Here is a 17010-nt window from a genome sequence, read left to right on the forward strand (position 1 = left end):
TGCCGAATCGAGACCGCGCCATGCGTCGATTGCTGCTGCTGCGTCACGCCAAGACCGAAACGGACGCGCCGAGCGGCAAGGATTTCGACCGCCGGCTCGACGACCGCGGTCTGGTCGACGCCGCTGCGATGGGCGCCTGGCTAAACCGGCACCCGCCGCTGCCCGACCTCGTCTGCGTCTCCACCGCCGCACGCGCCCGGCAGACCTGGGACCTCGTCGCCGCCGAACTGCCGGATGCCCGGCCGGTGGTCGCGCATCTCGAAGAGCTGTACGGCGCGGGCCCTGCCGAACTGCTTCAAGTGATCCGCGACGCGGCGGTCGAGGACCCAAAGCTGCTGGTGATCGTCGGTCACAATCCCGGCCTGCACGAGCTGGCGCTTGGCCTTATCGACGGCGGCGACGCCGATGGCCGCCACGCCATCGCGCGCAACCTGCCGACCGGCAGCATCGTCATCATCGACTTCGCCATCGCCGACTGGAACGAGGTGGCGTTCCGCGGCGGCCAGCTCGCGCAGTTCGTCACCCCGAAGCTGCTGAAGGGCGAATAGCCGCACGCGGCCGGGCGCTGTCGTGCTATGCTCCGGCACGACGGAGGCGCCCATGTACACGTCCATTCTGGTTCCGATCGATCTGTCAGAGATCGAACTCGCGCAGCCCGCGATCGCCCAGGCTGCATTGCTGTCGCAGACGTTCGGCGCCAAGGTACGGCTTCTGAACGTGCTGCCGATGACGCCGGTGATGCTAGCGGAATATGTCCCGGCGGATTTCGACGCCCAGCAGCGCGAGTCCTCCGAAGAAGCCCTGGCGCAGGTGGCGCTAAACTGCCGCATCGACCCCGCCAGCGTCTCGCATGTCGTGCGACAGGGCGGCATCTATCACGAGATTCTCGAGGAAGCCGCGGCAATCAAGGCCGACCTGATCGTGATGACCTCGCACCGCCCGGCCATGCGGACCTATTTCCTGGGCTCCAACGCCGGCCATGTGGTGCGCTACGCCAAATGCTCGGTGCTGGTGGTGCGACCGCCGCAGGGGCGTTGATCTCTCGCGCGTTTGCAGCGACGCTCAGTCGAAGCCACACCCGCCGCGTCGTCCCCGCGAACGCGGGGACCCATACACGCTGTAGCTATGACAGACACGAGGCAGCGTGGCTCTGCCTGCGTTTCTATTACGGCGTCGGAGGGTATGGGTCCCCGCGTTCGCGGGGACCCATGGTATTTAGGAGCGCCACATGGGCCCTCGTAAATTGCAAGCGCTTACTTGCCCCAGACTTCGTTCGCCACATCGACGGCGAGCGTCAGCTTGGCCCATTGTTCTTCCTCGCTGAGCAGATTGCCCTCCTCCGTCGAGGCGAAGCCGCATTGCGGCGACACCGCGAGCTGCTCCAGCGGCGCGAATTTGGCGGCTTCCATCAGGCGTGCCTTGACGGCTTCCTTCTTCTCGATCTCGCCGAACTTCGAGGTGATGACGCCGACCACGACGACCTTCTTGCCCTTGGGCAGGAAGCGCAGCGGCTCGAAGCCGCCGGCGCGCTCGGAATCATATTCCAGGAAGTAACCGTCATAGTTGGTGCCGGCCAGCAGCGTTTCTGCGACCGGCTCGTAGCCGCCCGAAGAGATCCAGGTCGAGCGGAAGTTGCCGCGGCAGACGTGGGTGGTGATCACCATGTCGGCGGGGCGCTCGGCGATCGCGTAGTTGATGATGCGGGCATAGATCTGCTGCAGGCCATCGGCCTCTTCGCCGCGCGCACGCAGCTTGGCCAGTTCATCCTCGGAGCACAGATAGGCCCACACCGTATCGTCGAACTGCAGATAGCGGCAGCCGGCGTCATAGAACGCCTTGACGGCCTTGCGGTAGGTCTTGGCGAGATCCTCGAAGAACACGTCGAGATCCGGATAGACATCCGGCGAGATCGCCTTGCGGCCGCCGCGGAAGTGCAGCACGGCGGGCGACGGGATGGTCATCTTGGCGGTGACGCCGGCGATGTCGGCATGGCGCTTCAGGAACTTGAAATGCGCCAGCATCGGATGGTCGTCGGGGAAATCCAGCTTGCCGATCACGCGCACGGAATCCTGCCGGGTCTGCACACCGGCGAACTGGATGCCATGGTCGGGGTGATACAGCTCGCAGCCGGTCAGCAGGCTGAGAAAGTCGAAGTGCCACCAGGAGCGACGGAACTCGCCGTCGGTCGCCAGCTTGAGGCCGATCGCGGCCTGCTTGTGCACGACCTTCTCGATCTCCGAGTCTTCGATCTTGCGCAGGTCGTCGGCGGTGATCTCGCCCTTTTCGAGCTTGGCGCGGGCGTCCTTGATCTTCTGCGGGCGCAGCAGGCTGCCGACTTCGTCGGCGCGGAACGGGGCGGTGGTTCTCAGCATGGTCTCACTCCCAGATATTCGTTTGCATCGTCGGCCCGGCGTGACCGGTTCAATGTTTCGCGGCCCCGGCCACGCCGAGAAAGCGCTCCAGCACGGTGGGATCGGCCTTCAGCGCGGCACTGGCGGCATCATGCACGATGCTGCCGCGCTCCAGTATCACGACGCGGTCGGCGAGGCCCAGAATCTTTTGCGCATTCTGCTCGACGATGATCGAACAGATGCCGCCGGCGCGGGTGATCTTGCCGAGCGCCGCCAGCAGTTCCTCGACGATGATCGGCGCCAGGCCCTCGGTCGGCTCGTCGAGCAGCAGCACCTGCGGATTGAGCACCAAAGCGCGGCCGACGGCGAGCATCTGCTGTTCACCGCCGGATAACTGGTTGCCGAAATTGGCCTTGCGCTCTTCCAGCCGCGGAAACATCTCGTAGACTTTCCGCACCGTCCATTCGCCGGGCTGCGCCACGGCGGTCATGTTCTCTTCCACGGTGAGCGACTTGAAGATGTTGCGTTCCTGCGGCACCCAGCCGATGCCGGCGCGGGCGCGCTGGTCGGCGCGCATCGCGGTGAGGTCGCGGCCGCCGAGCGACAGCGAGCCGCTGAAACGGCGGGTGACGCCGACGATGGAATTGATCAGCGTGGTCTTGCCGGTGCCGTTACGGCCGAGCAGCGCCAGCACCTGGCCCTCGCCGAGGGCAAGCGTCATTTTCGGGATCACCACGGCCTGGCCGTAGCCGGCGCAGAGCTGGTCGATGGTCAACAGATCAGACATCGGCGCCCTCGCCCAGATAGACCGCCTTAACGCGGGGATCGCGCGCGACTTCGTCGGGCGCCCCCTCCACCAGCAGGGCGCCGGCGACCAGCACCGAGATGCGGTCCGCGAAGGAAAACACCAGATCCATGTCGTGCTCGATCAGAAGCACGGTGACGTCGCGCGGCAGCGAGGCTACCGCGGAGAGGATGTCGTGGCGCTCGCTCTCCGGCACGCCGGCGGCGGGCTCGTCGAGCAACAGCACGCGCGGCTTGGTGGCCAGCGCCACGGCGATCTCCAGCAGACGCTGCTTGCCATAGGGTAGCGTGGCGGTCGGCTCATTCATCACGTCGAGCAGATGGAAGCGCGACAGATTTTCCGCGATCTCGTCATTGACGTCCGCGCGGGTGCCCATGCGGCGCCACCAGTCGCCGCCGTGGCCGAGATGTTCGGAGGCGGCGAGGCCAATGGTTTCCAGCGGCGTGAGATCCGCATAGAGCTGGTTGATCTGGAAGGTACGCGACAGCCCGCGCAGCACCCGCTTGTGCACCGGCAGGCTGCCGATCTCCTGGCCCTCCAGCAGGATGCGGCCGGAGTCCGGCGTCAGCACGCCGGTCAACAGATTGATCACCGTGGTCTTGCCGGCGCCGTTCGGACCGATCAGCGCGTGCCGCGCGCCCGACTCGATCTTCAGGCTGAGATCGCTCGTGACCCTGAGCCCGCCGAATTTCTTTTCCAGGTTGACGGTTTCCAGCGCGATGGTCATGGCCGGTCCCCTTCTGCCAGCGCGATCGGGGTTTTCGCCCCGAACCGGCGCAGCACGAGGTTGGGCACGTACAGCACCCAGCGATGCAGGCGTTCGCGGCCTATCAGCACGATCGCCACCAACACCAGGCCGATCCAGAACATCCAATATTGCGGCGTGAGCGTTGCAAACAGCTCCTGCAGCAACTTGAAGATCACCGCGCCGATCAGTCCGCCATAGAGATAGCCGGTACCGCCGATGATCAGCACCAGCATCAGGTCGGCCGAGCGGTCGAAGGCGAAGCCGTCCAATGAGGCCAACGCCGTGGTCTGCGTCGACAGTGCGCCGGCAACACCGGCATAGAACGCCGCGATGGTATAGATCGCGATCAGGCGGCGGTTGACCGGAATGCCGATCGCCGAGGCGCGCAGAGGATTGTTGCGAATGGCGCGCAGCGACAGGCCGAACGGCGAGTGGACGATCCGTCGCGCCAGCAGGAACAGGACGAACAATACGGCCAGGCAATAGATGAAGCCGACCTTGCCGAAGATATCGAACGAGAACTGGCCGAGGATCGGCGCCATCTCGATGCCCTGCAGGCCGTCGGAGCCGCCGGTGATGTTGGAAAAACGGTTGGCGAGCTCGCGCAGCAACAGCGCGATCGCCAGCGTCACCATCAGCCGGGTCAGATCGGTGCCGCGCATCACCAGGAAGGAGGTCACGAAGCCGAGCGCCATCGCGGCAAGCCCTGCGACCAGGAGCGCCAGCACCGGCTCATCGACGACGTGATGCAACGCCAAAAGCCCCGCGGCATAACCGCCGAAGCCGAAGAAGGCGGCATGGCCGAGCGACACGATGCCGGCGTAGCCGAGGATCAGATCGAGCGACATCGCGAACAGCGCCAGCCAGGCGATCTCGGTGAGGATCAGATAGCGGTTAGGAAACAGGAATACGCAGGCCACGGCGAGCAGCCAGAACACGGCCTCGCCCCAATGCCAGCGGCCGCGCTGGATGGCGAAGGTGCCCACCTGGGCGCGCAGGGATTCATTCACGGTCATGGCGTCCTCACCGTGCACTGGTGCGGCCGAACAGGCCGTTCGGGCGCCAGATCAGGATCACGATCATCATGGTGTAGATCACGAAGGCGCCGAGCTTCGGCACGTAGTATTTGCCGGCAACGTCGCCGATGCCCAGCAGCAGCGAGGCCAAGAACGGCCCGGTGATGCTGGAAGAGCCGCCGACGGTGACGACGATCAGGAAGTAGATCATGAATTTCAGCGGGAAGTACGGATCGAGGCCGAGGATCTCGGCGCCGAGCGCGCCGCCCATGCCGGCAAGGCCGCAGCCGAACGCAAAGGTCAGCGCAAACACCTGCGGCACGTTGATGCCGAGGCCCGAGGCCGCGCGCGGATCATCCACCGCGGCGCGCAAGCGGCTGCCGAACCGGGTCTTTGACAGGATCATCTGCAAGGCGATCGTCAGCAAACCGCAGATCACGATGATCATGAGCCGGTAGCGGCCGACATTGAGGCCGAAAATGTCGATCTGGCCCTGCAGATAGGCCGGCAACTGGATGAAGACCTGCGACGATCCCATGAAATAGTCGCAGGCCGTCACCGACATGAAAACGAGACCAATGGTGAACAGCACCTGGTCGAGGTGGCTGCGGGCGTAGAGATGCCGGTACAGCGTCCGCTCCGCGACCGCGCCGATCGCAGCACTGGCGAGGAAGGCGATCGGAAGTGCTGCGAAGAACGGCAGGCCGGAGCGGTTGACCAGCACCGCGCAGACGTAACCACCGACCATCGCAAAGGCGCCATGCGCCAGATTGACGAAATTCATCAGCCCCAGCGTCACCGCCAGGCCGCAGGCCAGCACGAACAGCAGCATGCCATAGGCGACGCCGTCGAACAGGATGGTGAGAAGAGTCATGTAGTCGGAGCGCTTTCTTTCTTAACCCTCCCCCTTGCGGGGAGAGTGGCGCGTTTGAGAGCGGAGCGAACAAACGTGACGGGTGGGGGTGCCACAAATTCCGGAGCCCGTGGCTACCCCCACCCCGGCCTCCACTCCCGACGATGCTGTCGCATCGTCACTCGTTCGGCCGACCCTCCCCACAAGGGGGAGGGGGCCATCATCAGCGTCGCTTAACTATACTTACTTCTTCGTCTTGCCGGCGTCCTTGACGGCCTCGAAGGTCGCGAACTCCACGTTGTACAATTCGCCGTCCACCTTTTTGACCTCGCGGACATAGACATTCTGCACGATGTCGCGGGTCTCCGGATCGATCGAGATCGGGCCGCGCGGGCTCTCCCAGGCCATGCCCTTCATCGCCGCGATCAGCGAATCGCCGTCGGCCTTGCCGCCGGTCTTCTTCAGCGCTTCGTAGATCAGGTGAATGCCATCATAGCCGCCGACAGCCATGAAGCCCGGGCGGGTGCCATAGGCCTTCTTGTAGGCGGCGACAAATTCCTTGTTCATCGGCGACGGATGCGCCGCGGAATAAATGTGTGCGGTAACGGCGCCGAGGGCTGCGTCGCCCATGCCATTGAGCAAATCGTCGTCCATCACGTCGCCCGGCCCGATCACCTTGATGCCGGACTTGTCGAGGCCGCGCTCGGCATATTGCTTCATGAAGTTGCCGCCCTGCCCGGCCGGTACGAACACGAACACCGCGTCCGGCTTGGAATCCTTCATGCGCTGCAGGAACGGCGCAAAATCCGGGTTGGCGAGCGGCACCTTGACCTCTTCGACGATCTGGCCGCCGCCGGCGGTGAAGTGTTCGCGGAAGAAGGCCAGCGCGTCATTGCCAGGCGCGTAGTCCGAGGTCAGCGTGGCGACCTTCTTGATGCCGTTCTTGGCGGCCCAGTCGCCGATGATCGTCGAGGACTGCGCCAGCGTGAACGAGGTGCGCGCAATATAGGGCGAGCGCTCGGTGATGATCGAGGTGCCGGCGGCCATCACGATCTGCGGGACCTTCGCCTGGGTCGCCAGCGGTGCTGCGGCGAGCGCGGAGGGCGTCACGCCGAAGCCGGCGATGACATTGACCTTCTCGTTGACAATCAATTCCTGCGCCATCCGCTTGGTGTTGTCGGGCAGCGTCGCGTCGTCGCGGAGAATGATCTCGATCTTCTTGCCGGCGACGGTGTCGCCGTTCTTCTGCATGTAAAGTTTGATCGCATTGTTGATCTGCTGGCCGGTTGAGGCCTGGCCGCCGGTCATCGGCACGATCAGGCCGATCTTGACGGTCTCCTGCGCCTGCGCCGCCGTCGCCGCCCCAAGCACGATGCCGGCCACCGCCGACAGCATCATCTTGCTCATCCTGGACATCTTACTCTCCCCTGGTCGGTCCGGTCGCCGAACCGCGTTTTCCGGTTCTTGCGGCGACCCTCGAAATTCAGTCGTTACATCATGACGAAGTATCACGTCTCAGTTGCGCGGGCCGCCGTCAATCGCAACTTTGGGCCTGATCCCGCGGCCAAAAGTATTACTGCAACGTCCCCGGTCGCCCCAAGCCGGCGTGAAATGTCATTCCGCGCAACAAAACACCAGGTATTTTAGTACCTTGCAAAGGTTTCCGGTATGGTTTCTCCGTTAGCACCGTTCTGCCTGCGGCCTCCGCCGACGAAGAAAGCTGTCATCGTTCGCAGAGATAGCTAATGCAATCCGGTTATATGAAACAAATGATTGTTTTTGCAGAATACGGCATCTCTTTGCATATATGCTCCTCCTGTGGCCCGTGCCTCAAGATTAGGCCTGCATCGATTTGCCGAGCTGATACATTCGGCCGGCCCTTATCGTCCGGTGATCCATGCCCGTTCCACGCCATGTCGCCGTCCTGGTCGGCATCATCCTGATGAGTCACAGCCTCGCTGGCTGCGGCTCGATCAGTTCATTTGTTGCCGGTGGCATGGCCGACCTGATTCCGGCCTGGGCCGGCGGCCTGCCGGCCAACGCGCCGCCACGCCCGGGCACGCCGGAATACGACGCCATGATGAAAGAGCGCGAAGAAAAGCTGGTACTGCCAGCGGCGAAGCCCGGGCCCGACCCGGCCACATCGCCCTCCGCGGAAATGATGCGGTAGACCGTGCCAACATGCACGGACTTCTCTCGCCCCGCTTGCGGGGCGAGAGAAGCAACCTCAGTTCACGAACACAACGGTCTTCTTGCCGTTGAGGATCACGCGGTCCTCGAGGTGATAGCGCATGGCGCGGGCGAGCACGCGACGCTCGATGTCGCGGCCCTTGCGGACCAGGTCTTCCGGCGTGTCGCGGTGGCTGATGCGTTCGACGTCCTGGTCGATGATCGGGCCTTCGTCGAGATCGCTGGTGACGTAGTGGCCGGTGGCGCCGATCAGCTTGACGCCGCGCGCATGCGCCTGGTGATAGGGCCGCGCGCCCTTGAAGCCCGGCAGGAACGAGTGGTGGATGTTGATGCATTTGCCCGATAGCTTGCCGGACATCTCGTCCGACAGGATCTGCATGTAGCGCGCCAGCACCACCAGATCGGTCTGCGTCGACTGCACCAGTTCCCAGATCGCCAGCTCCTGCTCGCGCTTGGTTTCCTTGGTGATCGGCATGTAGTGGAACGGGATATCTCCGAAATAGAGATTCTTGTAGGTCTCGCGCGGATGGTTGGAGACGATCGCGGTCGGGATCATGTTGAGCTCGCCAGTGCGCCAGCGGTACAGGATGTCGACCAGGCAATGGTCGGACTTCGACACCAGCAGCATCACCCGGCGCCGCGTCTCCTGGTCGCGCATCTGCCAGTCCATCTTGAAGCGTTCGGCGATGGCACCGAAGCCGGTCTGCAGCGCCGGCAGATCGACATTGACGTCGGCGGCGTTGAACACCACCCGCATGAAGAAATGCCCGGTTTCGACATCGTTGAACTGCTGCGCGTCGAGGATGTTCTGGCCGTTATGCGCGAGGAAGGTGGAGACCGCGGAGACGATGCCCGGGCGGTCGGGGCAGGACAGGGTCAGGACGAACTGGTGGTGGGGCATAAGGCTGATCTGCTCGCAGGAAACCGGTTGATCGAGCCCTGCTCTAGCATCCGCAGCGGTCTTGCGCCAATCACACCTTGCGCCGCAATATGGACGTCATTGCCACCCTGTTAACGGGCAAAAGGGCAAACGGGAGTGAACGATATGGCTGACAGGCTCAACGGCTATCGCATCCTGATCCTGGAGACCCGCGAAGAAGCGCAATTTGCCCGACTGCTCGCCGAACAGGGGGCCGACGTGCTGCAATGCCCGATGTTCACCATCAACGACGTGCCAGATCCAACCCCCGTGGAAGCCTGGATCGGCCGTGCGATCGCGCGTCCGTTCGAAGATCTGGTGCTGATGACCGGCGAAGGCCTGCGCCGAATCATGACGGTGGTGCGCCGACTCGGCGTCGAGGCGGAATTCGTCGCCGCGCTGCGCCCGTCGCGCAAATTCACCCGCGGCCCGAAGCCCGGCCGCGCGTTGCGCGAAATCGGGCTGGAACCGGACGCCACCACGCAGACGCCGACCTCGGAAGGCATCGCCACCATGCTGTCGGGCGTGGACCTGAAGGGCCACCGCCTTGGCCTGCAATTATATCCGGAAAAGGACCACAGCGTCCTGATCGGCGCGATCGAAGCCTGCGGCGCCGAGGTCGATACGGTGCTGCCCTATGTCTATGACTCCAAGGCGGCCGAGGCCAACATCCTGTCGGCGATCGACGAAATGGCGGCGGGGCGCGTCGATGCCATCGCACTGACCAGTTCGGGCCAGGTCCGCCGCCTGCTCGAGGCCGCCGCCGCACACGGCCGCGATCAGCAATTGCGCGCAGCGCTGGCCATTACGCCGATTGCGTCGGTAGGCCCGGTGGTGTCGGACGAATTGAAGGCGCACGGACTGCCTACCGACATCTACCCCGCCAACGACGCCTTCTTCATGAAGCCGCTGATTTCGGCGATGTCGCTGTCGCTCGCCACATCCGCGCCGCGCGTCCGCGCCGGCTGACTTGACGCCCGCACCGATCCCGACAAGATGCCGCCCGAACAACAAAAAGATCGGGCGGAAATGCCAAGCTTGCCACTGTCGAATTTGCGCGTCGTGACCGTCGGATCCGGCGACACGCTAGATTATTGCGGCAAATTGTTTTCTGACTTTGGCGCCGACGTCATCAAGATCGAACCGCCCGGTGGCGATCAGGCGCGGCAGTATCCGCCGCTGGTCGATGCCGGCGACGGCCGCCATGAGAGCGGCTATTTCGCCTGGCTCAACACCAACAAGCGCAGCGTGAGCGCCGATCTCGATCGCCCCGAAGACGTCGTCAAGGTTCGCGCGCTGCTGATGCACAGCGACCTCTTGCTCGACGCGCGACCGCCCGCCGCCATCCCGACCTCGCTGCTGTCGCATGATTCCTTGCGCGACACGCAGCCCGGCCTCGCCATCACGGCGATCTCCTGGTTCGGCGAGCACGGCCCCTACAGCAGCTATCAGGCGACCGATTCGGTGTGCCGCTCGCTGTCGGGCAGCGTCAAGCTGGTCGGCCCGCAGGAGGGCCCGCCGGTGCTGCCGCGCGATGGCCAAGTCAGCGTGATGGCCGGGCTCACCGCCTTCATCCCCACCCTCGCCGGCCTGTTCGGCGCAGCCACCGGGGCGCGGCGCTTTGCCGTCAGCGCACAGGAGGCGATGCTGCAGATCAGCGAATTCGACACCGGCCTGGCGCTGGAAGCGGGCTTCACGCGGCCGCGTACCGCAATCAACCGCTTCGGTCGCGGCTACCCGGTCGGCACGTTCCAGACCAAAGATGGCTGGCTCGGCGTCACCGTGGTGACGCCAGCGCAATGGGCCGCCTTCACCGCGATGATCGGCCTGCCCGAACTGGAGCACGAGCCGCATTTTTCCGACAGCCTGCTGCGCACGGTGCATTCGGCCGAACTACTGCAGATCTTCCAGCCGGTGCTGATGCAGCACAGCGCACGGCACTGGTTCGAGCGTGGCATCGAGCTGCGGATTCCGCTGGCCGTGGTGCCGGACATGGCGACGCTGCTGCAGCAGCCTTATTACCGCGAGCGCGGGGCGTTTGCGCCGGTGCGGATCGGCACGGCCGCGTTCGATGCGCCGGTGCTGCCGCAATATCTCACGCAGTCCCGTCCCCTGCCGAACGGCACGGCGCCGTTCGCCGGCGAGCATGACGGCAAAGCTTTCGCGGAGCGCACGCGAACGGCGAACCGCGCCGCCACGCCGGACGATCCGCTCCCGCTCAAGGGCCTGCGCATCATCGATCTGACCATGGGATGGGCCGGACCGTCAGCGACGCGGCAGATGGGCGATCTCGGCGCCGAAATCATCAAGGTCGAATCCTGCCAGTATCCCGACTGGTTTCGCGGCACCGATCCGCGCGGGCCGTACCATCCCGAACGCACCTATGAGAAGACCTACTGGTTTCAGCAGATGAACCGCAACAAGCGCGGCATCACGCTCAACCTCACCACGGAAACCGGGCGCAGCCTGCTCAAGCGCCTGCTCAAAGACGCCGACGCGGTGATCGACAACTACGCCGCCGACGTGTTGCCGCGGATGGGCCTCGGCCCCGAGGCGATGCTCAAGATCAATCCGCGCCTCATCGTCGTGACCATGCCGGCCTTCGGCATGGGCGGGCCGTGGAGCGGCGTGCGCGCCTATGGCTCGACGCTAGAGCAGGCCTGCGGCCTGCCCTCTGTGACCGGCCGCGAAGGCGACGCGCCGACCATGCTGCACGCAGCCCTCGGCGATCCGTTCGGCGGCGTCAGCGCCGCGGCGGGCCTGATGCTCGGCTTCATGCAGCAGAGAAACACCGGCGCCGGCCAGCACATCGACCTCAGCGCGGTCGAAGCCCTGCTGCCTTTGGTCGCACCGTCGGTGATCGAGCAATCCGCGACCGGCAAAAGCGGCCCGCGGATCGGCAACCGCCATCCACGCTTCGTGCCGAACGGCTGTTTTCCCTGCCTCGGCGAGGACCAGTGGGTGACGCTGGCGGTGCGCAGCGATGCCGAGTGGCAGGCGCTATGCACCGTGATGCACCGCCCCGACCTGGCCGCCGACCCCGCGCTGGCCACCGCTCCGGGCCGCCGCGCCGAAGAGGACCGCATCGAGGTCGCGATCCGGCACTGGACCATGACGGTGCGGCCCGATCTGGCGATGGTCACGCTGCAGGCGCATGGCGTGCCGGCCGGCACCGCGCGGCTGCCGATGGACCTCGCCGGCGATCCGCATCTGATGCAGGTCGGGCACTGGCAGCCGGCGGTGCGGCCGTTCATGGGACCGCATCTGCTGCCCGCGGTCGCCTATCGCGACGGCGACTCCAAGATGCCCTACACCATTACCCGCCTGGCGCCGACGCTCGGCCAGCACAATGCCGAAGTACTGCGAGAGTTGCTTGGCCTGTCCGATGTCGAAATCGACGAATTGCGCGCAGCGGAAATCATCGGCGACACTGCGGTATCGGCGAAGCCGAAGGCGGCTGTAAAATAGGCACACTGGCATTCCGGGGCGAGCGCGCGCCAGCGCGAGCGAACCTCGGTTACTTCGATTGGCGTGACTGAGGATGACGTTGAGCGTTTAACTATTGGACGCTTGCGACTTCCGCGGCGTTAGACCACAATCCCGACTACAAGACCGGAAGCGGACGGGTAAAAGCCTGGCGCTTCAACAACGGTCACGCGACAAAAACGCTCAGGGAGAGAATGCATGCGCAGACTTGCGATGATTGCGGCAGTGGCCTTGCCGTTGTTCGGCACCGCGGCGCTGGCCCAGGAAACCGTGAAGATCGGCTATATCGATCCATTGTCCGGCGGCGGCGCCAGCGTCGGCGAGGTGGGCCTCAAGACCTTTCAGTTTCTCGCCGACGAGTTGAACGCCAAGGGCGGCATTCTCGGCAAGAAGGTCGAGATCGTGCCGCTCGACAACAAGACCAATCCACAGGAAAGCCTGATCCAGGCGCAGAAGGCGATCGATAGCGGCGTGCGCTACATCACCCAGGGCAACGGCTCCTCGGTGGCCGGCGCGCTCTCGGACTTCGTCACCAAATTCAACGAGCGCAACCCCGGCAAGGAAGTCCTGTACTTCAATTATGCCGCGGTCGACCCGGTGCTCACCAACGAGAAATGCAGCTTCTGGCATTTCCGCTGGGACGCCAATTCCGACATCAAGATGGAAGCGCTGACCAACTACATCAAGACCGTGCCGACGGTGAAGAACGTCTATCTGATCAACCAGGACTATTCGTTCGGCCAGTCAGTGCGCACCCAGGCCCGCGCCATGCTCGGCACCAAGCGCCCCGACGTCAAGATCGTCGGCGACGAACTGCATCCGCTGCTCAAGATCACCGACTTCGCGCCCTATATCGCCAAGATCAAGGCGTCGGGCGCCGACAGCGTCATCACCGGCAATTGGGGGCAGGATTTTGCGCTGTTGCTGAAGGCCGCGGCCGACGCCGGCCTGAAAGTGAGCTGGTTCACCTATTATGCCGGCGGCACCGGCGGCCCCACCGCCGTCAAGCAGGCGGCCCTCAACCACCAGGTCTTCCAGGTCGCCGAAGGCATTCCGAACCTCGGCTACGCCTCGGCCGATACGTTCGAAAAGGCGTTGCGCGCCAAATATGATTTCAGCCTGTTCTATCCGCGCGCCGTCAACGAAATGCGGATGTTCGCCGCGGCCGCCGAGAAGGCCAAGTCGCTCGATCCGGCGAAGGTCGCCGCCGCCCTCGAGGGCATGGAGTGGGACGTCTACAACGGCGGCAAGGGCATGATGCGCAAGGACGATCATCAGTTCTTCCAGCCGATGTACATCGCCTCGTTCGGCGAGCGCACCGACAAGGAGCCGTTCGACGAAGAGAAGACCGGCTGGGGCTGGAAGCTGGCGGCCAAAATCGACACGGCCCAGACCATGCTGCCGACCACCTGCAAGATGGACCGGCCGTAAGGCTGCAACTCGATCGCTTTCGACGCCACGCGCACCGTAGCTCCCTCTCCCCCATGCGAAGCGAAGCTTCGCTAGAGGGGAGAGGGCTGGGGTGAGGGGGCGCCGCGAGCGACGACATTTATAGTTCGCAGCCCCCTCACCCGACCGGCGTTGCCGGTCGACCTCTCCCCGGAGGGGAGAGGTGAAGCAAGAGGCCCGCCGTGCTTGAACTGATCGTTATCTCCACCCTCAACGGCGTGCTGTACGGCATGCTGCTGTTTCTGATGGCCAGCGGGCTGACCGTGATCTTCAGCATGCTCGGCGTGCTGAACTTCGCGCATGCCAGCTTCTACATGCTGGGCGCGTTTTTCGGCTTCCAGATCAGCCGCTGGTTCGGCTTCTGGCCGGCGCTGCTGCTCGCGCCCCTGCTGGCCGGCGTGATCGGCGCCGGCGTCGAGCGCTTCGGGCTGCGCCGCGTTCACAAGAACGGCCATGTCGCCGAACTGCTGTTCACCTTCGGCCTGGCTTTCGCCATCGAAGAGATCGTGCAGATCATATGGGGCAAGAGCCCGGTCGATTTCCGCGTCCCGCCACTGCTGGATTTTCCGGCGTTCACGATCTTCTCCACCAACTATCCCGCCTTCAAGATGTTCATGCTGGCGGTGTCGATCGTGATCTTCATAGGCCTCCTGGTCGCGCTGAAGAAAACCCGGATCGGGCTGATCGTGCAGGCGGCGTTGACGCATCCGCACATGGTCGGTCACCTCGGCCATAATGTCGGACGCATCTTCATGCTGGTGTTCGGCGTCGGCACCGCGCTCGCCGCCGTGGCCGGCGTGATCGCCGGCCCAGCGCTGGTGACGCAGTCGAACATGGCAGGCCTGCTCGGGCCGATCCTGTTCGTCGTGGTCGTCGTCGGCGGTCTCGGCTCGCTGCCCGGCGCCTTTGCGGCGTCGCTGCTGATCGGGCTGGTGCAGACCTTCGCCGTCTCCATGAACGGTTCGCTGGCCGGCGCCTTCGGGCCGCTGAGCCCGGATTATGCCGCCACCTGGCTGTCGGACATCTGGAGCGTCACCATCGCCCAGATCGCGCCGATCATGCCCTATCTGCTGCTGGTGCTGATCCTGATATTCCGACCGATGGGCCTGCTGGGGACACGCGAAACATGAGCGACCTCGCCTCGACCATCGCCCCACCGCAGCCGGTGGCCGCCGACCGGCTCAAATTCTACGGCCTCTGGATAGCCGTCATCGTGGCGCTGCTATTGCTGCCGAAACTGTTCTCCTCTGGCGGCTCGCTGACCACGTTCAGCCTGATCGGCATCTCGATCATCTTTGCGTTGTCCTACAATATCCTGCTCGGCCAGACCGGGATGCTGTCGTTCGGCCACGCCGTCTATTACGGCCTCGGCGGCTTTCTCGCGATCCACGCCATCAACATCGTCGCCCGCAACAAGCTGGCGATCCCGCTGCCGCTGATCCCCTTGATCGGCGGCCTCACCGGTCTGTTGTTTGCGGCCCTGCTGGGCTGGGTGTCGACCAAGCGCTCGGGCACGGCGTTCGCGATGATCTCGCTCGGCCTAGCCGAACTGGTGGCGTCGTCAGCGCTGATCCTGCGCACCTTCTTCGGCGGCGAGGCCGGCGTCTCCGCCAACCGCACCAAAGTGTACCGGCTGTTCGACTGGAGCTTCGGCCCGCAGATCCAGATCTATTATCTGGTCGCTGCCTGGACACTGCTGGCGATCATCGCGATGTATGCACTGACCCGCACGCCGCTCGGCCGGATGTGCAACGCGGTTCGCGACAATCCCGAGCGAGTGCAGTTCGTCGGCTACGATCCGCACATGATCCGCTACCTCGCCTTCTGCTTCTCCGGCTTCTTCGCCGGCATTGCCGGCGCTCTGGCCGCGATCAATTTCGAGATCGCCAATTCCGCCTATCTTGGCGCCGTGCAATCCGGCACCGTTCTTTTCGCCACCTATATCGGCGGCATCGGCTTCTTCATCGGCCCGATCGTCGGCGCGATTTTCGTGACGCTGCTGTCGCTGGGCCTCAGCGATCTCACGCCGGTGTGGCAATTGTATTTCGGCCTGATCTTCATCGCGGTGGTGGTGTTCGCGCCCGGCGGCATCACCGGCCTTCTGATGATGCACCGGCCGCTGATACGGGGCGGCACGCTGGCGCGGGTGCTGCCGAGCTACGCGATCGCCTTCGTGCCGACGCTGGCGATGGTGGTCGGCCTGATGATGGTGATCGAAACTGTCGTTCACTACAGCGTCAGCCATGGCGACAGCCCCAACATCCGCGCCTTCGGCATCAGCTTCAACGCGGCAAGCCCTGTCACCTGGGCGCTAGCCACCGTGCTGATCCTCGGCGGGTTTTACCTCGCCCGGATCAGCTGGGCGCGCGTCGCACTGGCCTGGGACGACGCCTTGACACAGGCCCGCGGCAAGGGGATTGCGGCATGAGCCAAGTCTCCAAAAGCATCGCCATCGAACTTCGCGGCATCGAGAAAAGCTTCGGTGTCACCTCCGTGATCCGCAACGTCGCCCTGTCCGTCGCACAAGGCGAACGCCACGCGCTGATCGGGCCGAACGGCGCCGGCAAGTCGACGCTGTTCAACCTGATTTCGGGTTACATGAAACCGACGCTCGGCGAGGTGCGCTTGCGCGACGAGGTGATCTCCGGCCTGCCGCCGTACCAGATCAACCGCCGCGGCCTGTCGCGCTCGTTCCAGGTCACCAACGTGTTTGCCAATATGAGCGTGTGGGAAAACCTGCGCTGCGCCGTGCTGTGGGCGACCGGCCAGCGCTACGCGTTCTGGAAGAACATCGACAATCTGCCCGAGGTGCGCGAGCGCACCGCGAAAATCCTGGTGGATATCAACCTGACCGCACGGCGCGACGTGCCGGCCGGGCTTTTGACCTATGCCGAACAGCGCGCGCTGGAGATCGGCATCACCATTGCGGGTGGCGCCGACGTTATCCTGCTGGACGAGCCGACCGCCGGCATGAGCCACGCCGAGACCGAGCGCGCGGTGACGCTGATCCGCCGCCTCACCGAGGGCCGCACGCTCCTTATCGTCGAACACGACATGAGCGTGGTGTTCGGCCTCGCCGACCGAATCTCGGTGCTGGTCTACGGTCAGATCATCGCGTCGGGCACGCCGGAGGAAATCCGCGGCGATCCGAAGGTGCGTGAAGCCTATCTCGGCGAGGAAGTCGTATGATGCC

At 64.5% G+C, this 17010-nt stretch carries 16 protein-coding genes; 9 read left to right on the forward strand and 7 right to left on the reverse strand.

The window, feature by feature from the left end:
* Positions 1-20 precede the first annotated feature (20 nt).
* Both FIU28_RS18735 and FIU28_RS18740 read left to right on the forward strand, forming a co-directional pair.
* On the forward strand, positions 21-548 hold the full coding sequence (locus tag FIU28_RS18735; RefSeq protein WP_143574688.1) for a SixA phosphatase family protein: 528 nt from the start codon (positions 21-23) through the stop codon (positions 546-548).
* A gap of 52 nt (positions 549-600) precedes the next feature.
* Complete coding sequence (locus FIU28_RS18740) at positions 601-1038, forward strand: universal stress protein (protein ID WP_143574689.1); 438 nt, start codon at positions 601-603, stop codon at positions 1036-1038.
* Between the two features lie 215 nt (positions 1039-1253).
* Here FIU28_RS18740 and FIU28_RS18745 read toward each other — a convergent pair whose 3' ends face one another.
* From FIU28_RS18745 to FIU28_RS18770, 6 genes are all read right to left on the reverse strand, one after another.
* Positions 1254-2372, reverse strand: a complete 1119-nt coding sequence (locus FIU28_RS18745; protein WP_143574690.1) for a cobalamin-independent methionine synthase II family protein — start codon at positions 2370-2372, stop codon at positions 1254-1256.
* A 49-nt stretch (positions 2373-2421) separates the two neighbouring features.
* The gene (locus FIU28_RS18750) at positions 2422-3138 is read right to left on the reverse strand and encodes an ABC transporter ATP-binding protein (protein WP_143574691.1); all 717 of its coding nucleotides are present in this window, start codon (positions 3136-3138) and stop codon (positions 2422-2424) included.
* Positions 3131-3883, reverse strand: a complete 753-nt coding sequence (locus FIU28_RS18755) for an ABC transporter ATP-binding protein (protein WP_143574692.1) — start codon at positions 3881-3883, stop codon at positions 3131-3133. The genes FIU28_RS18750 and FIU28_RS18755 overlap by 8 nt, the downstream gene beginning before the upstream one ends.
* Positions 3880-4920: a branched-chain amino acid ABC transporter permease gene (locus tag FIU28_RS18760; protein ID WP_143574693.1), complete on the reverse strand. Its 1041-nt coding sequence runs from the start codon at positions 4918-4920 to the stop codon at positions 3880-3882. The genes FIU28_RS18755 and FIU28_RS18760 overlap by 4 nt, the downstream gene beginning before the upstream one ends.
* Before the next feature lie 7 nt (positions 4921-4927).
* Positions 4928-5794 carry a branched-chain amino acid ABC transporter permease gene (locus tag FIU28_RS18765; protein ID WP_143574694.1) on the reverse strand — a complete coding sequence of 289 codons (867 nt, stop codon included), beginning with the start codon at positions 5792-5794 and terminating at the stop codon, positions 4928-4930.
* Between the two features lie 222 nt (positions 5795-6016).
* The gene (locus FIU28_RS18770) at positions 6017-7171 is read right to left on the reverse strand and encodes an ABC transporter substrate-binding protein (protein WP_441351306.1); all 1155 of its coding nucleotides are present in this window, start codon (positions 7169-7171) and stop codon (positions 6017-6019) included.
* Between the two features lie 499 nt (positions 7172-7670).
* Here FIU28_RS18770 and FIU28_RS18775 point away from each other — a divergent pair, with 499 nt between their 5' ends.
* Positions 7671-7943 (forward strand): hypothetical protein, encoded by a 273-nt coding sequence (locus FIU28_RS18775; protein ID WP_143574696.1) that lies wholly within the window; start codon positions 7671-7673, stop codon positions 7941-7943.
* Between the two features lie 57 nt (positions 7944-8000).
* On the opposite strand, the gene purU is transcribed toward FIU28_RS18775, so the two are convergent.
* A complete protein-coding gene (gene purU, locus FIU28_RS18780) occupies positions 8001-8864 on the reverse strand; it encodes a formyltetrahydrofolate deformylase (protein ID WP_143574697.1) in 864 nt (287 codons plus the stop codon).
* 144 nt (positions 8865-9008) lie between these two features.
* On the opposite strand from purU, the gene FIU28_RS18785 reads away from it, so the two are divergent.
* From FIU28_RS18785 to FIU28_RS18810, 6 genes are all read left to right on the forward strand, one after another.
* Entirely contained in the window at positions 9009-9851 is an 843-nt protein-coding gene (locus tag FIU28_RS18785; protein ID WP_143574698.1) for a uroporphyrinogen-III synthase, read from the forward strand.
* A 60-nt stretch (positions 9852-9911) separates the two neighbouring features.
* Positions 9912-12350, forward strand: coding sequence for a CaiB/BaiF CoA transferase family protein (locus FIU28_RS18790; protein ID WP_143574699.1), 2439 nt, complete (start codon positions 9912-9914; stop codon positions 12348-12350).
* Positions 12351-12566: 216 nt separating this feature from the next.
* The gene (locus FIU28_RS18795; protein ID WP_143574700.1) at positions 12567-13799 is read left to right on the forward strand and encodes a branched-chain amino acid ABC transporter substrate-binding protein; all 1233 of its coding nucleotides are present in this window, start codon (positions 12567-12569) and stop codon (positions 13797-13799) included.
* A 200-nt stretch (positions 13800-13999) separates the two neighbouring features.
* Positions 14000-14947: a branched-chain amino acid ABC transporter permease gene (locus tag FIU28_RS18800; RefSeq protein WP_143574701.1), complete on the forward strand. Its 948-nt coding sequence runs from the start codon at positions 14000-14002 to the stop codon at positions 14945-14947.
* Positions 14944-16245, forward strand: coding sequence for a branched-chain amino acid ABC transporter permease (locus FIU28_RS18805; RefSeq protein WP_143574702.1), 1302 nt, complete (start codon positions 14944-14946; stop codon positions 16243-16245). Before FIU28_RS18800 ends, FIU28_RS18805 begins: the two co-directional genes overlap by 4 nt.
* Positions 16242-17006, forward strand: coding sequence for an ABC transporter ATP-binding protein (locus FIU28_RS18810; protein WP_143574703.1), 765 nt, complete (start codon positions 16242-16244; stop codon positions 17004-17006). Before FIU28_RS18805 ends, FIU28_RS18810 begins: the two co-directional genes overlap by 4 nt.
* Positions 17007-17010: the final 4 nt, after the last annotated feature.

The sequence above is a fragment of the Tardiphaga sp. vice154 genome (genome assembly GCF_007018645.1).
Classification (GTDB): domain Bacteria; phylum Pseudomonadota; class Alphaproteobacteria; order Rhizobiales; family Xanthobacteraceae; genus Tardiphaga.

Excerpts from the sequence above, each read along its gene's own strand:
- FIU28_RS18755 (WP_143574692.1), bottom strand. The coding sequence starts at position 3,883 with ATGACCATCGCGCTGGAAACCGTCAACCTGGAAAAGAAATTCGGCGGG.
- purU (WP_143574697.1), bottom strand. The coding sequence starts at position 8,864 with ATGCCCCACCACCAGTTCGTCCTGACCCTGTCCTGCCCCGACCGCCCG.
- FIU28_RS18750 (WP_143574691.1), bottom strand. The coding sequence starts at position 3,138 with ATGTCTGATCTGTTGACCATCGACCAGCTCTGCGCCGGCTACGGCCAG.
- FIU28_RS18775 (WP_143574696.1), top strand. The coding sequence starts at position 7,671 with ATGCCCGTTCCACGCCATGTCGCCGTCCTGGTCGGCATCATCCTGATG.
- FIU28_RS18740 (WP_143574689.1), top strand. The coding sequence starts at position 601 with ATGTACACGTCCATTCTGGTTCCGATCGATCTGTCAGAGATCGAACTC.
- FIU28_RS18795 (WP_143574700.1), top strand. The coding sequence starts at position 12,567 with ATGCGCAGACTTGCGATGATTGCGGCAGTGGCCTTGCCGTTGTTCGGC.
- FIU28_RS18735 (WP_143574688.1), top strand. The coding sequence starts at position 21 with ATGCGTCGATTGCTGCTGCTGCGTCACGCCAAGACCGAAACGGACGCG.
- FIU28_RS18805 (WP_143574702.1), top strand. The coding sequence starts at position 14,944 with ATGAGCGACCTCGCCTCGACCATCGCCCCACCGCAGCCGGTGGCCGCC.
- FIU28_RS18790 (WP_143574699.1), top strand. The coding sequence starts at position 9,912 with ATGCCAAGCTTGCCACTGTCGAATTTGCGCGTCGTGACCGTCGGATCC.
- FIU28_RS18810 (WP_143574703.1), top strand. The coding sequence starts at position 16,242 with ATGAGCCAAGTCTCCAAAAGCATCGCCATCGAACTTCGCGGCATCGAG.
- FIU28_RS18760 (WP_143574693.1), bottom strand. The coding sequence starts at position 4,920 with ATGACCGTGAATGAATCCCTGCGCGCCCAGGTGGGCACCTTCGCCATC.
- FIU28_RS18765 (WP_143574694.1), bottom strand. The coding sequence starts at position 5,794 with ATGACTCTTCTCACCATCCTGTTCGACGGCGTCGCCTATGGCATGCTG.
- FIU28_RS18745 (WP_143574690.1), bottom strand. The coding sequence starts at position 2,372 with ATGCTGAGAACCACCGCCCCGTTCCGCGCCGACGAAGTCGGCAGCCTG.
- FIU28_RS18785 (WP_143574698.1), top strand. The coding sequence starts at position 9,009 with ATGGCTGACAGGCTCAACGGCTATCGCATCCTGATCCTGGAGACCCGC.
- FIU28_RS18770 (WP_441351306.1), bottom strand. The coding sequence starts at position 7,171 with ATGATGCTGTCGGCGGTGGCCGGCATCGTGCTTGGGGCGGCGACGGCG.